Source organism: Streptomyces sp. S465 (assembly GCF_026898115.1).
GTDB classification, from domain to species: domain Bacteria; phylum Actinomycetota; class Actinomycetes; order Streptomycetales; family Streptomycetaceae; genus Streptomyces; species Streptomyces luomodiensis.
Map to the genome: position 1 here is coordinate 7,208,798 of NZ_CP114036.1, position 18,906 is coordinate 7,227,703.

The window sequence follows — 18,906 nt, forward strand, 5'->3', positions numbered from 1 at the left end:
CCCCCAACCGGGCAGCGGCCGCAACGCGTTGCGCCCTCCATGCGGGTTGTCTGCCATGACGGGCTGCCCGGGAACCCCGCGCGGGTCCTCGTCGTTGCTTCCCGATAACGTCTCGGTAGAAGCGGACGTGCGGGGAGGCGCTGATGGCGAACGGTCCGGAAGTGGTCACGTGCGGGGAGGCCATGCTTCTCCTGCTCGCCGAGCCCGGGGTTCCGCTGGACCGGGCCGTGCATTTCCGGCGGTCGGTGGCGGGGGCCGAGTCCAATGTGGCCGTGGGTCTCGCCCGGCTCGGGCACGGTGTGCGCTGGCTGGGCCGGGTCGGTGCCGACCCGGCGGGCGAGGCGGTGCTGCGCGAGCTGCGTGCCGACCGCGTGGACGTCGCCCACGCGGTCGTGGACGACCACGCCCCCACCGGGCTGCTGATGCGGGACAGCCACCCGCACCGCGCCATCGATGTGCAGTACTACCGCATGGGCTCGGCCGCCTCCCGGCTGACACCCGAGCAGATACGCCCCGAGGCCCTCGAAGGCGCCCGGCTGCTGCATCTGTCCGGGATCACGCCGATGCTCTCGCCGACCGCGGCGGCCGCCAGCCGGCGCCTGGTGGAGCTGGCCCGTGCGGCCGGGGCCAAGGTGTCCTTCGATCCGAACGTACGGCACAAGCTGGGCGGCGCGGCGCAATGGGCCCAGACGGCGGGCCCGTTGCTGCGCGACGCGGACATCGTCTTCGCGGGCGAGGACGAGTTGGAGCTGCTGACCGCCCAATCCGCCGACGAGGCGGCGAAGGAGCTGGTGCGCGGCGGGGCCGGCGAGGTCGTGGTCAAGCGCGCCGACCACTCCGCCACCGTCCTCACCGCGGACGGCCGCTGGGACCAGTCGCCGCACGCGGTGCCGGTCGTCGACCCGATCGGGGCCGGTGACGGCTTCGCGGCCGGCTATCTTTCGGCGCGTCTGCGCGGACTGCACGAGGACCAGGCGCTCGCCGAGGCGGCGTGCGTGGCCGCCCTGGTGGTCCAGGCCGCCACCGATACGGACGGGCTGCCCACCGCCGCCGCGCGGGACCGGGCGCTCGCCGAGCTGTCCGAGGGCGGGGACCCGGTGTACCGCTGAGCCGCCCCCCGGCGGCGCACCGCGGCGCGCCACGACGGACAGCGCGGACAGCGCCCACAGCGCGCATCGCACGGACAACCCGGATACCGGCCCACCAAGCGCAGCACAGCACCGCACATCGTCAACCGCACACCGAAACCGCCGCATATCCCGGAGGCAATCCGGGGCGGCACCGCCAGCACCATCTGGGAGAGGAAAGGCGGCGACCGCCGTGTACCGCTGGGAGATCACCCGGGCCGCGCTCAGACAGCGCGTCCTCGCCATCGTCCGCAGCGACAGCTACGACCACGCCCACGCCACGGCGGACAGTCTGCTCTCCGCCGGCATCACCAGCCTGGAGATCTCGCTGACCACCCCGTTCGCGCTGGAGGCGGTCACCACACTGATCCGGGAGGTCGGCGACGACGCGGTGATCGGCGCGGGCACGGTGCTCGACGCCGCCTCCGCCCGGATGGCGGTGGACGCCGGGGCCCGCTTCCTCGTCTCGCCGAGCCTGGACCCCGAGGTCATCCGCACCGGCCACCGCTACGGACTGCCGGTCTTCCCCGGCGTGGCCACGCCCACCGAGGCGGTGCGCGCGATGGAGCTGGGCGCGGACGCCCTGAAGCTCTTCCCCGCCTCCGCGTACGGGCCCAGGTGGGTCAGCGACGTACGGGCCGCGCTGCCGCAGGCCGCCGTGATCCCCACGGGCGGGGTGACCCTGGCCGAGGCCCCGGACTGGGTCGCGGCCGGGGCCGTCGCCTGCGGGATGGGCTCGGCGCTGTCCGAGGGCGACCGGGACACCGTGGTCAAGCGCGCCGCCGAGCTGCTGGCCCGCCTCGCGGATGTGGCACCGCCGCTGGACTCGGCGCCCGAGCCGTACTGACGTACCGGCCTGCTGACGTACCGTCGGCGGGGTGCGCGGGCCACCCCGACGCGGCCCGCATGCCGTACCGACGCGCGTCGCACGCCACACCGGCGTGGCCCCGCATGCCGACGCGACTCGCGCGCCGGACCAGGGCGAACAGCCGACGCGGCCCCGCATGCCGCCGCGCCCGCGCCGTACCGACGTGGCCCCGCGCGCCGTGCCGACGTGGCCCCGCGCGCCGCGCCGACGCGGCTCCCGCGCGCCGCGCCGACGGCCACGCGGCGCACGGCGTCGCATCCCAGCAGGCGGTCAGTGGGTTCCCGTGGGCCCGGACTTCTGCCACCCTGAGCGGCTGTGATCATGCGGCTCGTACCGGCCGCCAGCCCGCCCGTGCCCAGGAGATGCCGTGAGACGTACCGTCACGCTGTCCGCCCTCGCCGCCGTGCTCGCCGCCACCGCCGCCGGTTCGGCGCTGGCCGTCGGCTCCACGGCGGAGCCGGAGTCGAAGCGGGCCGCCGCCGCCGACCGCGCGCAGCCGGGCGGCACCTTGCTCGACCGGGTGCCCCGGCGCGGGGTTCTGCGGGTGTGCACCACGGGCGACTACCGGCCCTTCAGCCACCGCGATCCCGAGTCCGGCGCCTACACCGGCATCGACATCAAGATGGCCGGGGACCTGGCCAAGAGCCTGGACGCCAAACCGTCGTTCGTGCCCACCACCTGGGCCGACCTGGTGGACGACCTGGCCGCCGGGCGGTGCGACGTGGGTATGGGCGGTGTGTCGGTGACCCTGGCCCGTGCCCGCAAGGCGGCTTTCAGCGAGCCGTATCTCACCGATGGCAAGACGCCGATCGTGCGCTGCGAGGACAAGGACACGTATCAGACGCTGGAGGACATCGACCGGCCGGGCGTGCGGGTGGTGGTCAACCCGGGCGGCACCAATGAGCAGTTCGCCCGCGCCCATGTCAAACAGGCCACTCTGACCGTCCATCCGGACAACACCACGATCTTCGACGAGATCATCGCGGGCCGCGCCGATGTGATGATGACGGACGCCAGCGAGACCCGCTACCAGTCCGCGATCCACCCGGAGCTGTGCGCGGTCCACCCCGACGAGCCGTTCTCCTTCTCCGAGAAGGCGTACGTCCTGCCGCGCGGCGACACGCAGTTCAAGGAGTACGTCGACCAGTGGGTCCACCTGGCCACGCACGACGGCACGTACAAGAAGTACGAGGATGAATGGATGAAGCGCTGAAGCGCTGAGGCGGCGAGGCGCGGAGCGGCGGCGGACGGCCGGCGGCTGAAATTATCGGCATCGCCGTACGACTCTCGCGTCCACCGCCCTCCTACGGCGTCCGGAGCGGGAAGATGGCCCCATGAGTGCCGCCCAGCCACCGCGCCGCCGCTCGGACGCCGTCGCCAACCGCGCCGCCCTCCTCGACGCGGCCGAGCGGATCCTGCTCCGCGACGGGCCCGCGGTGCCGCTGGACGTGGTGGCGCGCGAGGCCGGGGTCGGCATCGCCACGCTGTACCGGAACTTCGCCGACCGCGAGGAGCTGTACGCGGCCGTCGTCCACCGCTGCTACGAACTCGTGGCCGCCCTCGCCCAGGAGGCCGAGCGCAGCACGGCGCCGCCGCTGGACGCGCTGGCCGGTTTCCTGGACCGGCTGCTGACCGAACACCACCATCTCGCCCTGCCGCTGCTCGGCGCCCCCGGCCCGCTCCAGCAGGACGGGGCCGAACCCCTCGGTCCGCGGATCTCCCGGTCGCTGGCCGCGGTCCTGAAGCGGGGGATCGACGACGGCTCGATCCGCCCCGACGCCACCGCGGCCGATCTCGTCGTCGTCGGCGCGATGCTCGCCCACGCCCAACTCCCGCCCGACGCCTGGCACCGCGCCGCCCACCGGATCGCCGTACTCGTCCTGGACGGCCTGCGCGCCCGACCCGGCACCACCCGGCTCCCGGCCGGGCTCACCGAGCCCGAAGTCGACCGGATCATGACCCGCCGTGGGAGCGACACGGCGGCCCACTAGCCTGTCGAGCGCAGCGGGACGCGCAGATGCGCGAATCCGGGAGCGGCTCTCGTGCGGGTGCTACACGCTGACGGAAGCCGGTCGCAGTGCCTGGCCCGGTGACCGTTCCCTCGCATCCGGAGAGACGACATGAGCAGTCCCCTCAGCCACCCCCTCGTGCGGACCTTTCTGTCCTCGGTCGAGCGGCAGACCGCGGCGCTCCCCGCCGCATGGCGGGAGGAACTGCTCGAGGACCTGCGCGAGGAGATCGCGGCGGCGCTGGCGGACGCCCCCGCCGAGGGCCCGGCCGACGCCCCCGCCGCGGAACCCATGGCGGACCCCGTGGCGGGCGGCGGCTCGGCCGACGGCGATGAGCGGGTGCGGCAGGTCCTCGACTGGATCGGCACCCCGGAGGAGATCGCGGCGGACGCGCTGGCCGAGGAGTCCGGCAGCATCCCTCCCGAGCCGGAGAACGTCGGCGGCACCTGGCTGACGCTCGGCCTGGCCGTGCTGCCCGTGCCGCTGTGCCTGGTCCCGGGGGTGGGCATACCGCTGGGGCTGGCCGCCGCCCTCGGCGCGCTGGTCCGGCTGTGGCGGTCCGCGCCGTGGGCGCGGCGGGAGAAGCGGCAGGCCACCCTGTTCGTGCTGTCGCCCCTGGTGACGGTGCCGGTGCCGGCGGTGGTGCTGTCCCTGGCGTTCGACGGGATCAGCGCCCCCGCCTTCGTGGTCTCCCTCCTGGTGGCCCTCATCCTGCCCGTGGTCGGCGCCGTACGGCTGGCCCGGTCCGCCGCCCGGCTGCGCGAGCGGTCCGGTCAGGGTGTCTCCAGCCGCAGCACCCGCACCCCGTACGGGGGCAGGACGACCGTCTGAGCCGTCGTGCCGTCGAGGGAGGTGAGCCGTCCGCCGTCCGCCACCACCGGTTTGACCGTCAGCTCCTCCCGCGCCTGGCTGACCAGCCAGACGAAGACCCGGCCGTCCTCGTGCACCAGCCGGTCCACCGCGACCCGGGGGTCCGCCACGGTGACCGGTCGGCTGACGCCCGCGTGGGCGGCGAGCGCGTCGTAGAGGGCGCTGGTGGCCTCGGGGTTGACGCGCGGGGTGACCGCGGCCATGTGCTCGATCGGATAGGTGCAGAACACCACCGACCCGGCGCCGGTCCGGCGCAGCAGCAGCGCCGGGCGGCCGCGCCCGTCGACCGCGAGGATCTCGGCGCCGTCCGGTTCCACGGGCAGGAAGACCCGGCCGTTGCCGGTGGCCGGGGTGCGGAAGGTGAGCCTGGCCCCCTCGGGGAGGGTGCCGAACGCCCGGGTGAGGGTGAACGTCACCTCGTCGTCCTCGATGGGGTCGACCAGGCCGTAGTCCAGCTGGTGGCGGACGCCGAAGAGCTGTCCCAGATGCGCGTACCACGGCCCGCGCTGCTCGTCGTGGGCGCCGGGGGAGTAGGAGACGTAGACCGTCGCGCCCTCGTGGGCCAGCCGGTCCAGCGCGTACCAGGTGGGCGAGAGCAGCTGCTTGGTGGAGGGGACGAGCCACAGCCGCACCCCCGAGGTCTCGGCGGAGGGCAGCGCTCCGTCGCTTTCGCGGACCACCGCCGCCGGGACGTCCGCGAGCCGCGCGGAGATCCACGCCTGGCGGCAGGTGCGCAGGACGTGGCCGCGGTCCTCGGCGCGGGTGAAGGGGTAGACGGTGTCGAGGTAGGAGGAGACCAGCAGGGCCGTGTCGCTCCCGGCGCGCGCACAGCGGTCGTACTCCACCGCGCGCAGCGTCTCGGCGAACGCCCGCACCTCCGCCAGCTGCGGTTTCGGCTCGCCCGCCGCGTCGGTGAGGCCGAAGTGCATCTCGAAGGCGTGGTGCCGGTACGGATCCTGCTCGCGCAGCCCGTCGTAGTCGGTGTTGTTCCAGGCGATCCAGCCCGTGGCCCCGGCCAGCAGGCTGTTGTGCAGCGTCTGCCGGTAGTAGCGGGCGGCGCCGCGGTCGGAGGCGAAGTCGGAGCTGACCCCGAACTCCTCCAGGACCACCGGCCGTCGATAGGTGCCGGTCAGCTCGCACACCCAGGCCGCCGCGTAGTGCTGGCGCACCGGGTCGTCCTCCATGCGGTAGACGTGCGGGCCCAGGAAGTCGCACAGCGCGGCGGTGTCGCGGAGCCGGAAGCCGTTGTCGTGGCCGGAGTTCTCCAGCCCCCAGGCGCCGTCGCCGAGCGAGACGGGCTGGGTGCCGCCGCCGGCTCGTACGGCGTCCACGACGAGCTGTGCCCAGGCGGCGACGGACTCGCGCCCGGCGGGGGGTTCACCCGGCGGGCGGCCGTAGATCGGCATCTCATTGGAGATCAGCCAGGCGGCCACGGCCGGGTGGGCGGCGAAGCGCCGCACGGTCTCCCGGATGAACCACGCCTGCCGGGAGACCAGCCAGACGTCGCCGTACAGATCGCGGTCGCCGCGCCAGGCCGGATCCCAGTTCTCACCGGACATATGGCCGACCAGGAAGGTGGGCACGGTGGTCATGGACAGGGCGTGGTGGCGGTCGAGGAAGTCGGCGAAGCGCGCGCACATCTCCTCGTCCAGCCGGTCGGGGGCGGGCATGAAGTCCGGCCAGTAGAAGAACGACCGGGTCATGGTCATTCCGTGGTCGCGCAGGACCCGCAGCTCGGCGTCGACCACCTCCCCGTCGTACGACCGCCACATCAGCGGACCGCCGGTCCGGGACCAGTAGTTGGCACCGAGCCAGGTGACGGGACGGTCGTGCGCGGTGAGCCGGGCGGAAGGACGCTGCATCGGCGGAGTACTCCCTCGGACGACAGGCGACGGCGTGCGCCGGCTCAAGCAGTGAATTGCTTTACCGGTTTAGTGTCAATACCGCCGACACCTTTCGTAGCCCGCCCGAGCCGGGGCCGATCAACGGGCGTCAGGCGCTTGAACTAGCCGTTGTCCGGGCCGACCTGGGTGTTCGACATATTCGACTGACCCGGTTCAGTGCGGGAGCCGTGTCGGCGCTCTTGACACCCTCTTCGGGGCGCCCTTAATTTCACGGCGCCGGGGTGTGCGGACCACCGTCCGGCGGCCGTCCTTCGATCGCGTCACACGACATCGCGCAACGGAACACCGCGCAACGAAACGAGGGGACACCATGACGTTGAGAACAACGGCCGGTCCGCGCCGCGCGCTCGCCGTGGGGGCCGTACTCGTCCTCACCTCGACGCTCGCCGCCTGCGGCGGAGGCGGTTCGGGGGGTGGTGGGGCGAGCGGTGTGCTGACCGTGTCCACCGGCTCCACCGGCAACTTCGTCCGCAATTTCAATCCGTACGCCCCGCAGCCGCTCCAGGCGACCAACGGGATGATCTACGAACCGCTGTTCCACTTCAACGCGGCCAGAACCGGGGAGGTCGACCCCTGGCTGGCCACCAAGTACACCTGGTCCGACGGCGGGAAATCCCTCCGCCTCCGCTTGCGCACACAGGTCACCTGGAACGACGGCAAGCCGTTCACCGCCGAGGACGTCGCCTACACCTTCGAGATGACCAGGGACAACAAGGCGCTGAACCAGTACGCCCTTCCGGTGGCCTCCGCGACCGCGCAGGGGAAGAACACCGTGGTCGTCACCTTCACCAAGTCCGCCTACACCAAGGAGTACTTCCTTCTCGGCAAGCTGAAGATGCTGCCCAAGCACATCTGGTCCACGCTCTCCGCCAAGGAGAAGACCACCACGCTCAACACCAATCCGGTGGGCACCGGCCCCTGGAAGGTGAAATCGGTCAAGGGCACGACCATGGATCTCGTGGCGCGGGACGACTACTACATCAAGGGCCTTCCGCACTTCAAGATCATGCGGTATCGGAACTTCACCGGGAACAACGCCGCCAACGCCGCCGTCATCTCCGGCCAGATCGACTGGGCGGGCGGTTTCATCCCCGACGTCAAGAAGAACTATCTCGCCAAGAACAAGAAGTACGACCTGGTCAACATTCCGCTGGCGACCACCTCCCTGATACCCAACGCCCAGCGCGGCCCGACCGCCGATGTCCATGTCCGCAAGGCGATCAGCGCCGCCCTGGACCGCGACTTCATGAACCGGAGCGTGTACGACGGCCAGGCGCCCGCGGCCAACCCCATGGCGCTGCTGCTCCCCAACTACCAGGCCGTTCTCGACCCGTCGCTGAAGGACGCGCGGATCGAGACCGGTCAGCGGGCGGTCGACCGCCATCTGACCGCCTCCGGCTACACCAAGGGCGCCGGCGGAATGTGGCAGAAGGACGGCCGGAAGCTGTCGGTGACGGTGGAACTCGTCTCCGGCTGGACCGACTACATCAGCGTGGCCCAGCTGGCCAAGGACCAGCTGAAGAAGGCCGGTATCGAACTCGTCGTCAAACCCGAGTCGTACAACCAGTGGTCCAACAACCGGGCCCGCGGCCAGTTCCAGCTGCTGCTCGACAACGCCGGGTACACCCCCGATCCGCGGGCCTACTACGCCCAGATGCTGGACAGCTCGATCCCCCCGAAGATCGGTGAGTCCACCAACGTCGGCAATTTCGGCCGTTACGCCAACGCCACGGTCGACAAGGCCCTCGACGAGATCGGCCGCACCACGGATCTGACGGCGCAGAAGCCCTGGTACTACCGGATTCAGCGGGAATTCATCAAGGACATGCCGCTGATCCCGCTCTTCTCCGCCCAGAACGAGCAGGAGTTCAACGGGAACCGCGTCACCGGATATCCCACCGAGGACGACCTCTACGCCGCCCCGTCCATCTGGCTGGACCCGGACGGCGGCTGGGTCGCCGCCCGGATCAAACCGGTCACGGGCAAGTAGGGGACGGGGCGACCGCGGTGCGCTACGTCCTGCGCAAGCTCGGCTTCTACGCCATCGCCGCCTGGATGGCGATCACCGTCAACTTCTTCCTGCCGCGGCTCATCCCGGGCGACCCGGTGCAGCTGATGCTCGCCCGCATGGCGCAGTCCGGGCCCGTCCAGCCCGGTCAGGAGGAGGCCCTGGCCCATATGCTCGGCCTCGGCCACGGCAATCTGCTCGTCCAGTACGGGGAGTATCTGAAGGCGCTCGGCCACGTCGACTTCGGGCTCTCGGTGACCTACTTCCCCAGCCCGGTCACCGATGTGCTCGACGACGCCGTCCCCTGGACCCTCGTCCTGGTCGGCAGCGCCACCCTCATCAGCGTCGTGCTGGGCATCACCCTCGGCACCCTGGCCGGCTGGCGGCGCGGCAGCTGGTTCGACTCCCTCGTCCCCTCCACCACCTTCCTCGCCGCCATCCCCTACTTCTGGCTGGCGCTGCTGCTGCTCTACCTCTTCAGCCAGGTGTGGGGCCTGCTGCCGCTCGGCGGCGGCTACGACGAAACCCTCGACATGGGGCTGAACGGCGCCTTCCTCTCCTCCGCCGCCGAACACGCGGTGCTGCCCGCCGCCACCATCGTGCTCAGCTCGGTCGGCGGCTGGATGCTGGGGATGCGCAACATGATGGTCTCCACCCTCACCGAGGACTACGTCACCGCCGCCGAGGCCAAGGGGCTGCCCCCGCGCACCGTCATGGTCGGCTACGCGGCCCGTAACGCCGTGCTGCCCTCGGTCGCCGGATTCGCCATCTCGCTGGGCTTCATCGTCAGCGGATCGCTCGTCATGGAGATCGTCTTCTCCTATCCGGGCATGGGCTTCACCCTGCTCCAGGCCGTCCAGAACACCGACTATCCGCTGATGCAGGCCGTCTTCCTCGTCATCACCTTCGCCGTGCTCGCCGCCAACTTCCTGGTGGACCTGGTGTACGGCCTCGTCGACCCCCGCACCAGGCAGGCCCGATGACCGCGATCGCCACCCCGCCCCGCCCCGCCACCGGCCGCGACTGGCTGCGCCCCGCGCTGCGCTCCCGCCGCTTCACCGCCGGTCTGGCCGTGCTCACCGTGTTCGTCCTCACCGCCGTGCTCGCCCCCTGGCTGGTGACGGACCCCGACCGGTTCAGCCAGGACCTGAGCGTGGGCCCCTCCGGGGCGCACTGGCTGGGCACCACCCAGACCGGACAGGACGTCTTCGCCCAGCTCGTGGTCGCCGCCCGGGGCACCCTGCTGATCGGCGCCGCCGCGGCGCTGCTCGCCACCGCCGTCTCCATCGTCATCGGCATCGGCGGCGGCTTCCTGGGCGGACTCGCCGACGAGACGTTCTCCCTGATCAGCAACGTCTTCCTGGTGATCCCCAGCCTGCCGCTGGTGATCGTGGTCGCCGCGTACGTCAAGGGCGACGGGACCTGGTCCACCATCCTCGTCATCGCCCTCACCAGCTGGGCCGCCTCCGCCCGGGTGCTGCGCGCCCAGACGCTGTCGCTGCGCACCCGCGACTACGTCCTGGCGGCGCGGGTCTACGGGGAGAAGCGGTGGCGGATCGTGCTGGTCGAGATCCTCCCCAATGAGCTGGCCATCATCGTCTCGCAGTTCATCTTCGCGGTGATCTTCGCGGTGCTCACCCAGGCCGGTCTGGCGTTCCTCGGCCTCGCCGACCCCTCCACCCTCACCTGGGGCACGATGCTCTACTTCGCGCAGAACGCGGAGGCGCTGACCGGCGGCGCGTGGTGGTGGTTCATCCCGCCGGGCCTGTGTATCGCCGTGCTCGGCACGGCGCTGTCGCTGATCAGCTTCGGCCTCGACGAGGTCCTCGATCCACGCCTGAGGGGCACCCGATGACCGACGATGACCTGGTGCTGCGTGCCGAGCACCTCAGCGTGGTGTACGACGGGCCGCGCCCCACCCGCGCCGTCCGCGACGTCGGCTTCGAACTGCGCCGGGGCGAACTGCTCGGCATCGCGGGCGAGTCCGGCTGCGGCAAGTCCACGCTCGCCTACGCGGTGGGCCGGATGCTGCGCCCGCCCGCGCGGCTCACCGGGGGCCGGGTCGTCCACCGCGGCCGCGACGGCACCGAGACCGACGTACTCGCCCTGGAGGGCGAGGCGTTGCGCGCCTTCCGCTGGTCCACGCTGTCGATCGTCTTCCAGAGCGCCATGAACGCGCTCAACCCGGTGACCACGGTGGGCCGGCAGTTCGAGGACATCTTCCGGGCGCACCGGCCCGCGATGCGCGGGCCCGAGCGCCGGGAGCGCGCCCGCGCGCTGCTGGACATGGTGGGCATCGACCCGGCCCGGACCCGCGCCTATCCGCATGAGCTGTCCGGCGGGATGCGCCAGCGCGTCGTCATCGCGATGGCCCTCGCGCTCGAACCGGAGATCGTCATCATGGACGAGCCCACGACGGCGCTCGACGTCGTGGTGCAGCGGGAGATCCTGGACGAGGTCCAGCGGCTCCGCGACGAGCTGGGCTTCAGCGTCGTCTTCATCACCCATGACCTGTCGCTGCTGCTGGAGATCAGCGACCGGCTGGCGGTGATGTACGCGGGCTCGATCGTGGAGCACGGCCCCGCCGAGCGCATCGTCCGCCCTGCCGAACGCGCGGAGCGGACCCCGTTCGGGGGTTCCGCCGGTGCTGGCGGTTCTGCTGGTGCTGCTGGTCTCCTCGGTTCTGTTGGTCCCGCCGGCCCCGCCCACCCCTACACCCAGGGTCTGCTGCGCTCCTTCCCCGACCTGGCGGGGGAGCGGCGCACCCTGCGCGGTATCCCCGGCTCCCCGCCGGACCTCCGCGACGACCTGCCCGGCTGCCCCTTCGCACCGCGCTGCGACCACGCGTTCGCCCCCTGCGCCACCGACCCGCCCCGGCTGCTGCCGGTGGCCCCGGCCGGCTCGGCCGCCTGCCACCTGGCGCACGCCGCCGACCCACCCGGCGCACCGGGCGGCGAAGGGGCGCCGTCCTCCGCCGTACCGCCCGGGGCGGGGTACGGCGCCGGGGCCCTGGACGAAAGGCGGCAGTCGTGACCGTGCTCGAGGTGACCGATCTCACCGTCGACTATCCCCAGCGCGGGCGGGGGACCTTCCGGGCCGTGGACCGGGTGTCGTTCTCGCTGGCGGCGGGGCGGACCATCGCGCTGGTGGGGGAGTCCGGGAGCGGGAAGTCGACCGTGGTGCGGGCGCTGGCCCGGCTGGTGGCGCCCAGCGGCGGCGAGATCCGGCTCGCCGGTGCGCGGCGCACCCGCGGTGCGGCGTACCGCAGGGCCGTGCAGATGGTGTTCCAGGACCCGTTCGCCTCGCTCAACCCCGCCCATACCGTCGGCCACCATCTGCGCCGTCCGCTGCTGGTCAACGAGCGGGCGCGGCGCGGGGCGGACGTGGCGGCGAAAGTGGCGGAGCTGCTGCGGTCGGTGAACCTGACGCCGGCCGCCGACATGGCGGACAAGCGGCCGCACGAGCTGTCCGGCGGGCAGCGGCAGCGGGTGGCGATCGCCCGTGCGCTCGCCCCCGGGCCCGAAGTGCTGCTGGCCGATGAGCCGGTGTCGATGCTGGACGTGTCGATCCGGCTGGAGATCCTGGGGCTGCTGGACCGGCTCAAGGAGGAGCGCGGGCTGGCGCTGCTCTACGTCACCCACGATCTGGCCACCGCCCGGCACTTCTCGTCCGAGGTGATGGTGATGTACCGGGGCGAGATCGTCGAGCGCGGCCCCGGCGACGAGGTGATCCTGGCCCCGCGTCACCCCTACACCCAGCTGCTGGCCGCCGCCGCGCCCAGCTCCGGGGCGAGCCGGGAGCGGACCCGGGCCGCGCGGGCCGCGCGGCTGGCGGCGCGGGAGCGGCGGGACGCCGAGCGGCGCGAGGTGGTGGTGGGGGACGGCTGCCGCTTCCGGCCGCGCTGTCCGTTCGCGATGGACGCCTGTGCGCGGCGGCCGCCGGAGCTCGAGGCCGGACCGGGGCACCGCGCCCGGTGCTGGCTGGTGGGGGCGGACGGCGGTGCACGGCCGTGACGGGTGACACGGCTGTGGACGTTGTCGGCCCGGCCCGGCGCGCCACCCTGCGTGGTTTGTCCGGACAATAAAACTTCACAACTTCCCGTCATGTGCTCATCCGGATACCCTCGGGCCGTGGCTATGGAGGAAGAAGACTCTTCGGGCGGGGCGGAGGCGCTCCAGCTCAGTGTCGACCGCAGCAGTCCGGTCCCCCTGTACTTCCAGCTGTCCCAGCAGCTGGAGACGGCGATCGAGAAGGGGCGGCTGGCGCCCGGAAGCCTGCTCGGCAACGAGATCGAGCTGGCCGGACGGCTCGGACTGTCCCGGCCCACCGTCCGTCAGGCCATCCAGTCGCTGGTGGACAAGGGGCTGCTGGTGCGCCGCCGGGGCGTGGGCACCCAGGTGGTGCACAGCCAGGTCAAGCGTCCGCTGGAGCTGAGCAGCCTCTACGACGACCTGGAGGCGGCCGGCCAGCGCCCCGCCACCCGGGTGCTGCGGAACACCACCGAGTCCGCGACCGCTGAGGTGGCCGCCGCGCTCGGCATCGCCGAGGGCGCCGAGGTGGTGCTGATCGAGCGGCTGCGGCTGGCGCACGGCGAGCCCATGGCCCATCTGCGCAACCACCTCCCGGTGGGCCTGCTCAAGCTGGACAGCGCCGACCTGGAGCGCACCGGTCTCTACCGGCTGATGCGCGCGGCGGGGATCACCCTGCACAGCGCCCGCCAGGCGGTCGGCGCCCGCGCGGCCACCGCCGAGGAGGGGGAGCGGCTCGGCGAGCCGGCCGGCGCCCCGCTGCTGACCATGGAGCGCACGACGTTCGACGACACCGGCCGGGCCGTGGAGTTCGGCTCGCACACCTACCGGGCCTCCCGCTACGCCTTCGAGTTCCAGCTGCTCGTACGCCCCTGAGCCGGGCGTTCCCGGCCCGACCCGTTGACGTGGCCCGCGCCCCCCGCTACAAGTCCCCCAGCCGCCACGGGGCGGCCGGGCGGCCCCGTCGAGCACCCCGGAAGCTCCGGCGAGAGCCGGTGACGGATACTTGGCGGCGGCCGGGCCCGATCATGCGGTGCCCGGCCACGAAGGTGACAGCGGGACGAACACACAGTGAGAAGGGCGGGTCTTCGTGGCGAAGGTGCGGAGAGGGGCACGCGCGATGACCGCCGCCGTGCTCGCGGCGGTTCTGGGTACGGCCCTGGCGGGCTGTAGCAGTACGGGCGGTAAGCGCGCCGAGGAGCGGGCCGCCCGGGAGGCGGCCGCCGGTGGGCGGGCGGCGGTCAACACCCCGAAGTGGACCTTCGCGATGGTCACCCACTCCGGCGACGGCGACACCTTCTGGGACATCGTCCAGAGCGGCGCCAAGCAGGCCGCGGTCAAGGACAACATCAAGTTCCTCTACGCCCACAACGAGGAGGGCAAGGAGCAGGCCCAGCTGGTCCAGTCCTACCTCGACCAGAAGGTCGACGGTCTGATCGTCACCCTCGCCAAGCCCGACGCCATGAAGTCCGTGATGAAGAAGGCCCAGAAGGCCGGGATACCGGTGATCACGGTGAACTCCGGCTCCGAGGTGTCCAAGGCCATGGGCGCGCTCACCCACATCGGCCAGGACGAGACCATCGCGGGCGAGGCCGTCGGCGACGAGCTCAACAAGCGGGGCCGCAAGAAGGCCCTGTGCGTGATCCACGAGCAGGGCAACGTGGGCCTGGAGCAGCGCTGCGACGGCGCGGCCAAGACCTTCGACGGCAAGCTGGAGAAGATCTACGTCGAGGGCACCAACATGCCCGATGTGCAGTCCTCGGTCGAGGCCAAGCTCCAGTCGGACAAGGGCATCGACACCGTGCTCGCCCTCGGCGCGCCCTTCGCCGACACCGCCGCCAAGGCCGCCGAGCAGGCCGGCAGCGACGCCGAGATCGACACCTTCGACCTCAACGCCAAGGTCGCCGCCGCGCTGCAGAACGGCACGCTCGGCTTCGCCGTGGACCAGCAGCCGTACCTCCAGGGCTACGAGGCCGTGGACCTGCTGTGGCTCAACCGCTACAACGCCGATGTGCTCGGCGGCGGACGCCCGGTGCTGACCGGTCCGCAGATCATCACCAAGGACGACGCCGCCCAGCTCGCGGCGTATACGAAGCGGGGGACCCGATGAGCGCGCAGGCACCGCCCGTGGAGGAGGAACTGGTCGGCGGACCGCCGGTGCGCGGCTCGCTGCCGCGCCGGCTCGTGGGCCGGCCGGAGCTGGGCGCGGTCGTCGGCGCCGTCGCCGTCTTCGTCTTCTTCTCGGTCGTCGCCGACGCCTTCCTCCAGTGGTCGAGCTTCAGCACCGTGCTGTACGCCTCCTCGACCATCGGGATCATGGCGGTGCCGGTCGCGCTGCTGATGATCGGCGGGGAGTTCGACCTGTCCACCGGGGTCCTGGTGACCAGCTCGGCGCTGATCTCCTCGATGTTCTCGTACCAGATGACGGCGAACGTCTGGGTCGGTGTCGGGGTGTCCCTGCTGGCCACCCTCGCGATCGGCTTCTTCAACGGCTATCTGCTGGTCCGCACCAACCTGCCGAGCTTCATCATCACGCTCGGCACCTTCCTGATCCTCCAGGGCTGCAACCTCGGCTTCACCAAGCTGATCAGCGACACCGTCTCCACCAAGAGCATCTCCGACATGGAGGGCTTCCCCTCCGCCCACAAGGTCTTCGCCTCGCACCTGACCATCGGCGACGTCGAGATACAGATCACCGTGGTGTGGTGGCTGGCCCTGGTCGCGCTCGCCACCTGGGTCCTGCTGCGCACCCGCGCCGGGAACTGGATCTTCGCGGTGGGCGGTGCCAAGGAGGCGGCGCGGGCGGTCGGCGTACCGGTGGCGCGCACCAAGATCGGCCTCTATCTGGGCGTCGCGCTGGCCGCCTGGATCTCCGGACAGCATCTGCTGTTCAACTACGACGTCGTCCAGTCCGGCGAGGGCGTGGGCAACGAACTGCTCTACATCATCGCGGCCGTCATCGGCGGCTGTCTGCTGACCGGCGGCTACGGCTCGGCGGTCGGTGCGGCCGTCGGCGCGTTCATCTTCGGCATGACCAACAAGGGCATCGTGTACGCCCAGTGGGGCGCCGACTGGTTCAAGTTCTTCCTCGGGGCGATGCTGTTGCTCGCCACGCTGCTCAACTGGTGGGTCCGCAAGCGGGCGGAGGAGAGCAAATGAGTACGTCCAAGGCATCCCCGGCGTCCGAGCCGTCCCCGGCGTCCGAGCCGTCTGCGGCCTCCGAGCCGTCCCGGACGGCTCTGGTCGCGCTGCGCGAGATCGGCAAGTACTACGGCAACGTCAAGGCCCTGGACGGCGTCTCCCTCGAGGTGCACGCCGGGGAGATCACCTGCGTCCTCGGTGACAACGGCGCGGGCAAGTCCACCCTCATCAAGATCGTCGCCGGGCTGCACCAGCACGACGGCGGCAGCTTCACCATCGAGGGCGAGGAGGTCCGGCTCGGCTCCCCCCGCGAGGCCCTCGACCGCGGTATCGCCACGGTCTACCAGGACCTCGCCGTGGTCCCGCTGATGCCGGTGTGGCGGAACTTCTTCCTCGGCTCCGAGATCCACAAGGGCCGCGGACCGCTGCGCCGCCTGGACGTGGCGGCGATGCGCGCCACGACCCACCGCGAACTGCTGCGCATGGGCATCGACCTGCGCGATGTCGACCAGCCCATCGGCACCCTCTCCGGCGGTCAGCGCCAGTGCGTGGCCATCGCCCGCGCCGTCCACTTCGGCGCGAAGGTACTCATCCTGGACGAGCCGACGGCGGCGCTGGGCGTCAAGCAGTCCGGGGTCGTGCTCAAGTACGTCGCGGCCGCCCGGGACGCGGGCCTCGGCGTGGTCCTCATCACCCACAACCCGCACCACGCCTATCTCGTCGGCGACCGCTTCGTGCTGCTCAAGCGCGGCACCATGGCGGGCAGCCACGCCAAGGACGAGATCGCCCTGGAGGAGCTCACCCGGCAGATGGCGGGCGGCAGCGAGCTGGAACAGCTCAGCCACGAACTGGCCCGCACCCCCGCCCCCGATCTGTCCGAGGGGGTCGCCAAGGGCTGACCGGGCCGGGCCACGGAGCCGCGTCCGGTGCTCCGCGCGGGCCGCGCGCCGTAGGCTCGCCATGCGGCGTGAGGCACGGGTGAGGCACAATCGCACGGCGGGCCACACCCGCCACGACCGACGCATCCGAGGCCCCGGCCTCCCGAGACCACCGCAGGGACGACGAACTCTTGCGAGCACGTACCCGCAGCGACCGCACCCCCCACACGGCCCCGGGGGCCGGCCGATGAGCATCTACCGCGAACGAGTGCACCGGGGCTCGGCCCGAGCCACCGTCCTGCGGACGGTCGGCACCCGCGAGCGCCGCTCGCACCTCACCGCGCCCCGGGTGCCCACGGTCGGCATCGACATCGGCGGCACCAAGGTGATGGCCGGGGTGGTCGACGCCGACGGCAACATCCTCGAGAAGCAGCGCACCGAGACGCCGGACAAGTCCAAGAGCCCCAAGGTCGTCGAGGACACCATCACCGAACTGGTGCTGGACCTCTCCGACCGGCACGATGTGCACGCCGTGGGCATCGGCGCCGCGGGCTGGGTGGACGCCGACCGCAACCGGGTGCTGTTCGCCCCCCATCTGTCCTGGCGCAACGAACCGCTGCGGGACCGGCTCGCGGAGCGGCTCGCCGTCCCGGTCATGGTCGACAACGACGCCAACGCCGCCGCGTGGGCGGAGTGGCGGTTCGGCGCCGGACGCGGCGAGGACCATCTCGTCATGATCACCCTCGGTACCGGGATCGGCGGCGCGATCCTGGAGGACGGCCAGGTCAAGCGCGGCAAGTACGGGGTCGCCGGGGAATTCGGCCATATGCAGGTCGTCCCGGCCGGGCACCGCTGCCCGTGCGGCAACCGCGGCTGCTGGGAGCAGTACAGCTCCGGCAACGCGCTGGTCCGCGAGGCCCGTGAACTGGCCGCCGCCGAATCGCCGGTGGCCTACGGGATCATCGACCGGGTCGGCGGCAACATCCAGGAGATCACCGGACCGCTGATCACCGAGCTGGCCCGGCAGGGCGACGCCATGTGCGTCGAACTCCTCCAGGACATCGGCCAGTGGCTCGGCGTCGGCATCGCCAACCTCGCCGCCGCCCTCGACCCGTCCTGCTTCGTCATCGGCGGCGGCGTCAGCGCCGCCGACGACCTGCTGATCGGCCCGGCCCGGGACGCCTTCCGGCGCACCCTCACCGGCCGCGGCTACCGGCCGGAGGCCCGGATCGTCAAGGCGCAGCTCGGCCCCGAGGCCGGGATGGTCGGCGCCGCCGACCTCGCCCGGCTGGTCGCCCGTCGCTTCCGCCGGGCCAACCGCCGCCGCACCGAGCGGTACGAGCGCGCCGGGTCCTCCTCCCCGCTGCGGCTGGCGCCGCGCAGCCAGGCAGGCCGCGAGTGACCGCCGCCGAGCAGCGCCCCGCGCCGGGCGCCGTCCCGCCGGGCCGCGACAGCGGCGCCCCGCAGAGCCCCGGGCCGGCCGGCGGCCAGGGGGGCCGTCCGCCGCGCCGCTGGCTCAAGGCCCTGGTCGTCTTCCTGCTGATCACGATCCCGGCGGGCTATCTGGTGATCTCCGCCATCCAGAGCCGCAGCGGCGGTGAGGAGAAGGCGGAGGCGGCGTCGGCCAAGGGCCTCACCGCGGGCTATCCGACCCGGGTGCAGCGGCGCATCTACGACGTGCCGGTGCCCGCCTACTCCCGCAAGGTCGCCTTCTACGAGACGAACTCCTGGAAGGTCAGCACGATGTACGTGCAGTTCGTCACCTCCCCCCAGGGGCTCGACACCTTCCTGACCCGGATCGGCACCCACCGCACCGCCCTGGAGAAGGGCGCGGTGACCATCACCGGGAAGCAGGCGGAGAAGGTCGGCTGGCAGGTCGGGGCGCCCGGTCACGACTGGGCCGGAATGGTGCTCAAGCAGAAGGAACCGCAACCCAAGCTGAGCATCACGGTCAAGTTCGACAACCCGTCGCATCCCAAGGTGTACGTGGTCTCGACGGTCACTCCGTAGGTCCTTCGCATCCCGGGGGCAATGGGGCCGAAAGGCCCGCCACCCGTGTCGGATACCTTTTTC

General features: G+C 72.0%; 17 protein-coding genes. 16 read left to right on the forward strand and 1 reads right to left on the reverse strand.

The features are described from left to right. Positions 1-143: 143 nt before the first annotated feature. From N6H00_RS30505 to N6H00_RS30525, 5 genes are all read left to right on the forward strand, one after another. The gene (locus N6H00_RS30505) at positions 144-1,109 is read left to right on the forward strand and encodes a sugar kinase (RefSeq protein WP_268975044.1); all 966 of its coding nucleotides are present in this window, start codon (positions 144-146) and stop codon (positions 1,107-1,109) included. A 211-nt stretch (positions 1,110-1,320) separates the two neighbouring features. Continuing rightward, positions 1,321-1,974: a bifunctional 4-hydroxy-2-oxoglutarate aldolase/2-dehydro-3-deoxy-phosphogluconate aldolase gene (locus N6H00_RS30510; RefSeq protein WP_268975045.1), complete on the forward strand. Its 654-nt coding sequence runs from the start codon at positions 1,321-1,323 to the stop codon at positions 1,972-1,974. A gap of 388 nt (positions 1,975-2,362) precedes the next feature. After that, positions 2,363-3,208 carry a transporter substrate-binding domain-containing protein gene (locus N6H00_RS30515; protein ID WP_268975046.1) on the forward strand — a complete coding sequence of 282 codons (846 nt, stop codon included), beginning with the start codon at positions 2,363-2,365 and terminating at the stop codon, positions 3,206-3,208. Positions 3,209-3,329: 121 nt separating this feature from the next. Further along, a complete protein-coding gene (locus tag N6H00_RS30520) occupies positions 3,330-3,986 on the forward strand; it encodes a TetR/AcrR family transcriptional regulator (protein ID WP_268975047.1) in 657 nt (218 codons plus the stop codon). A 129-nt stretch (positions 3,987-4,115) separates the two neighbouring features. After that, positions 4,116-4,835 carry an HAAS signaling domain-containing protein gene (locus tag N6H00_RS30525; RefSeq protein WP_268975048.1) on the forward strand — a complete coding sequence of 240 codons (720 nt, stop codon included), beginning with the start codon at positions 4,116-4,118 and terminating at the stop codon, positions 4,833-4,835. On the opposite strand, the gene N6H00_RS30530 is transcribed toward N6H00_RS30525, so the two are convergent. Next, positions 4,778-6,736, reverse strand: a complete 1,959-nt coding sequence (locus N6H00_RS30530) for a cellulase family glycosylhydrolase (RefSeq protein ID WP_268975049.1) — start codon at positions 6,734-6,736, stop codon at positions 4,778-4,780. The genes N6H00_RS30525 and N6H00_RS30530 overlap by 58 nt on opposite strands. Positions 6,737-7,088: 352 nt before the next feature. On the opposite strand from N6H00_RS30530, the gene N6H00_RS30535 reads away from it, so the two are divergent. The 11 genes from N6H00_RS30535 (at position 7,089) to N6H00_RS30585 (ending at position 18,843) form a co-directional block, all read left to right on the forward strand. Further along, a complete protein-coding gene (locus N6H00_RS30535; protein ID WP_268975050.1) occupies positions 7,089-8,768 on the forward strand; it encodes an ABC transporter substrate-binding protein in 1,680 nt (559 codons plus the stop codon). Positions 8,769-8,785: 17 nt separating this feature from the next. Continuing rightward, a complete protein-coding gene (locus tag N6H00_RS30540) occupies positions 8,786-9,769 on the forward strand; it encodes an ABC transporter permease (protein WP_268975051.1) in 984 nt (327 codons plus the stop codon). Further along, positions 9,766-10,641 carry an ABC transporter permease gene (locus N6H00_RS30545; RefSeq protein WP_268975052.1) on the forward strand — a complete coding sequence of 292 codons (876 nt, stop codon included), beginning with the start codon at positions 9,766-9,768 and terminating at the stop codon, positions 10,639-10,641. Before N6H00_RS30540 ends, N6H00_RS30545 begins: the two co-directional genes overlap by 4 nt. Next, on the forward strand, positions 10,638-11,819 hold the full coding sequence (locus tag N6H00_RS30550; protein ID WP_268975053.1) for an ABC transporter ATP-binding protein: 1,182 nt from the start codon (positions 10,638-10,640) through the stop codon (positions 11,817-11,819). The genes N6H00_RS30545 and N6H00_RS30550 overlap by 4 nt, the downstream gene beginning before the upstream one ends. Then, positions 11,816-12,799 carry an ABC transporter ATP-binding protein gene (locus tag N6H00_RS30555; RefSeq protein WP_268975054.1) on the forward strand — a complete coding sequence of 328 codons (984 nt, stop codon included), beginning with the start codon at positions 11,816-11,818 and terminating at the stop codon, positions 12,797-12,799. The genes N6H00_RS30550 and N6H00_RS30555 overlap by 4 nt, the downstream gene beginning before the upstream one ends. 123 nt (positions 12,800-12,922) lie before the next feature. Then, positions 12,923-13,690 carry a GntR family transcriptional regulator gene (locus N6H00_RS30560; RefSeq protein ID WP_268977169.1) on the forward strand — a complete coding sequence of 256 codons (768 nt, stop codon included), beginning with the start codon at positions 12,923-12,925 and terminating at the stop codon, positions 13,688-13,690. A gap of 244 nt (positions 13,691-13,934) precedes the next feature. Further along, positions 13,935-14,924, forward strand: coding sequence for a sugar ABC transporter substrate-binding protein (locus N6H00_RS30565; protein ID WP_268975055.1), 990 nt, complete (start codon positions 13,935-13,937; stop codon positions 14,922-14,924). Further along, entirely contained in the window at positions 14,921-15,973 is a 1,053-nt protein-coding gene (locus N6H00_RS30570; RefSeq protein WP_268975056.1) for an ABC transporter permease, read from the forward strand. The genes N6H00_RS30565 and N6H00_RS30570 overlap by 4 nt, the downstream gene beginning before the upstream one ends. After that, positions 15,970-16,854: an ATP-binding cassette domain-containing protein gene (locus N6H00_RS30575; protein WP_268975057.1), complete on the forward strand. Its 885-nt coding sequence runs from the start codon at positions 15,970-15,972 to the stop codon at positions 16,852-16,854. Before N6H00_RS30570 ends, N6H00_RS30575 begins: the two co-directional genes overlap by 4 nt. A 226-nt stretch (positions 16,855-17,080) precedes the next feature. Then, entirely contained in the window at positions 17,081-18,235 is a 1,155-nt protein-coding gene (locus tag N6H00_RS30580) for an ROK family glucokinase (protein WP_268975058.1), read from the forward strand. Continuing rightward, on the forward strand, positions 18,232-18,843 hold the full coding sequence (locus N6H00_RS30585; protein ID WP_268975059.1) for a hypothetical protein: 612 nt from the start codon (positions 18,232-18,234) through the stop codon (positions 18,841-18,843). Before N6H00_RS30580 ends, N6H00_RS30585 begins: the two co-directional genes overlap by 4 nt. Positions 18,844-18,906: the final 63 nt, after the last annotated feature.

Coding starts and splice junctions, on each gene's coding strand:
- N6H00_RS30560 (WP_268977169.1), top strand. CDS start 12,923: ATGGAGGAAGAAGACTCTTCGGGCGGGGCGGAGGCGCTCCAGCTCAGT.
- N6H00_RS30535 (WP_268975050.1), top strand. CDS start 7,089: ATGACGTTGAGAACAACGGCCGGTCCGCGCCGCGCGCTCGCCGTGGGG.
- N6H00_RS30525 (WP_268975048.1), top strand. CDS start 4,116: ATGAGCAGTCCCCTCAGCCACCCCCTCGTGCGGACCTTTCTGTCCTCG.
- N6H00_RS30565 (WP_268975055.1), top strand. CDS start 13,935: ATGACCGCCGCCGTGCTCGCGGCGGTTCTGGGTACGGCCCTGGCGGGC.
- N6H00_RS30505 (WP_268975044.1), top strand. CDS start 144: ATGGCGAACGGTCCGGAAGTGGTCACGTGCGGGGAGGCCATGCTTCTC.
- N6H00_RS30520 (WP_268975047.1), top strand. CDS start 3,330: ATGAGTGCCGCCCAGCCACCGCGCCGCCGCTCGGACGCCGTCGCCAAC.
- N6H00_RS30575 (WP_268975057.1), top strand. CDS start 15,970: ATGAGTACGTCCAAGGCATCCCCGGCGTCCGAGCCGTCCCCGGCGTCC.
- N6H00_RS30570 (WP_268975056.1), top strand. CDS start 14,921: ATGAGCGCGCAGGCACCGCCCGTGGAGGAGGAACTGGTCGGCGGACCG.
- N6H00_RS30545 (WP_268975052.1), top strand. CDS start 9,766: ATGACCGCGATCGCCACCCCGCCCCGCCCCGCCACCGGCCGCGACTGG.
- N6H00_RS30580 (WP_268975058.1), top strand. CDS start 17,081: ATGAGCATCTACCGCGAACGAGTGCACCGGGGCTCGGCCCGAGCCACC.
- N6H00_RS30550 (WP_268975053.1), top strand. CDS start 10,638: ATGACCGACGATGACCTGGTGCTGCGTGCCGAGCACCTCAGCGTGGTG.
- N6H00_RS30530 (WP_268975049.1), bottom strand. CDS start 6,736: ATGCAGCGTCCTTCCGCCCGGCTCACCGCGCACGACCGTCCCGTCACC.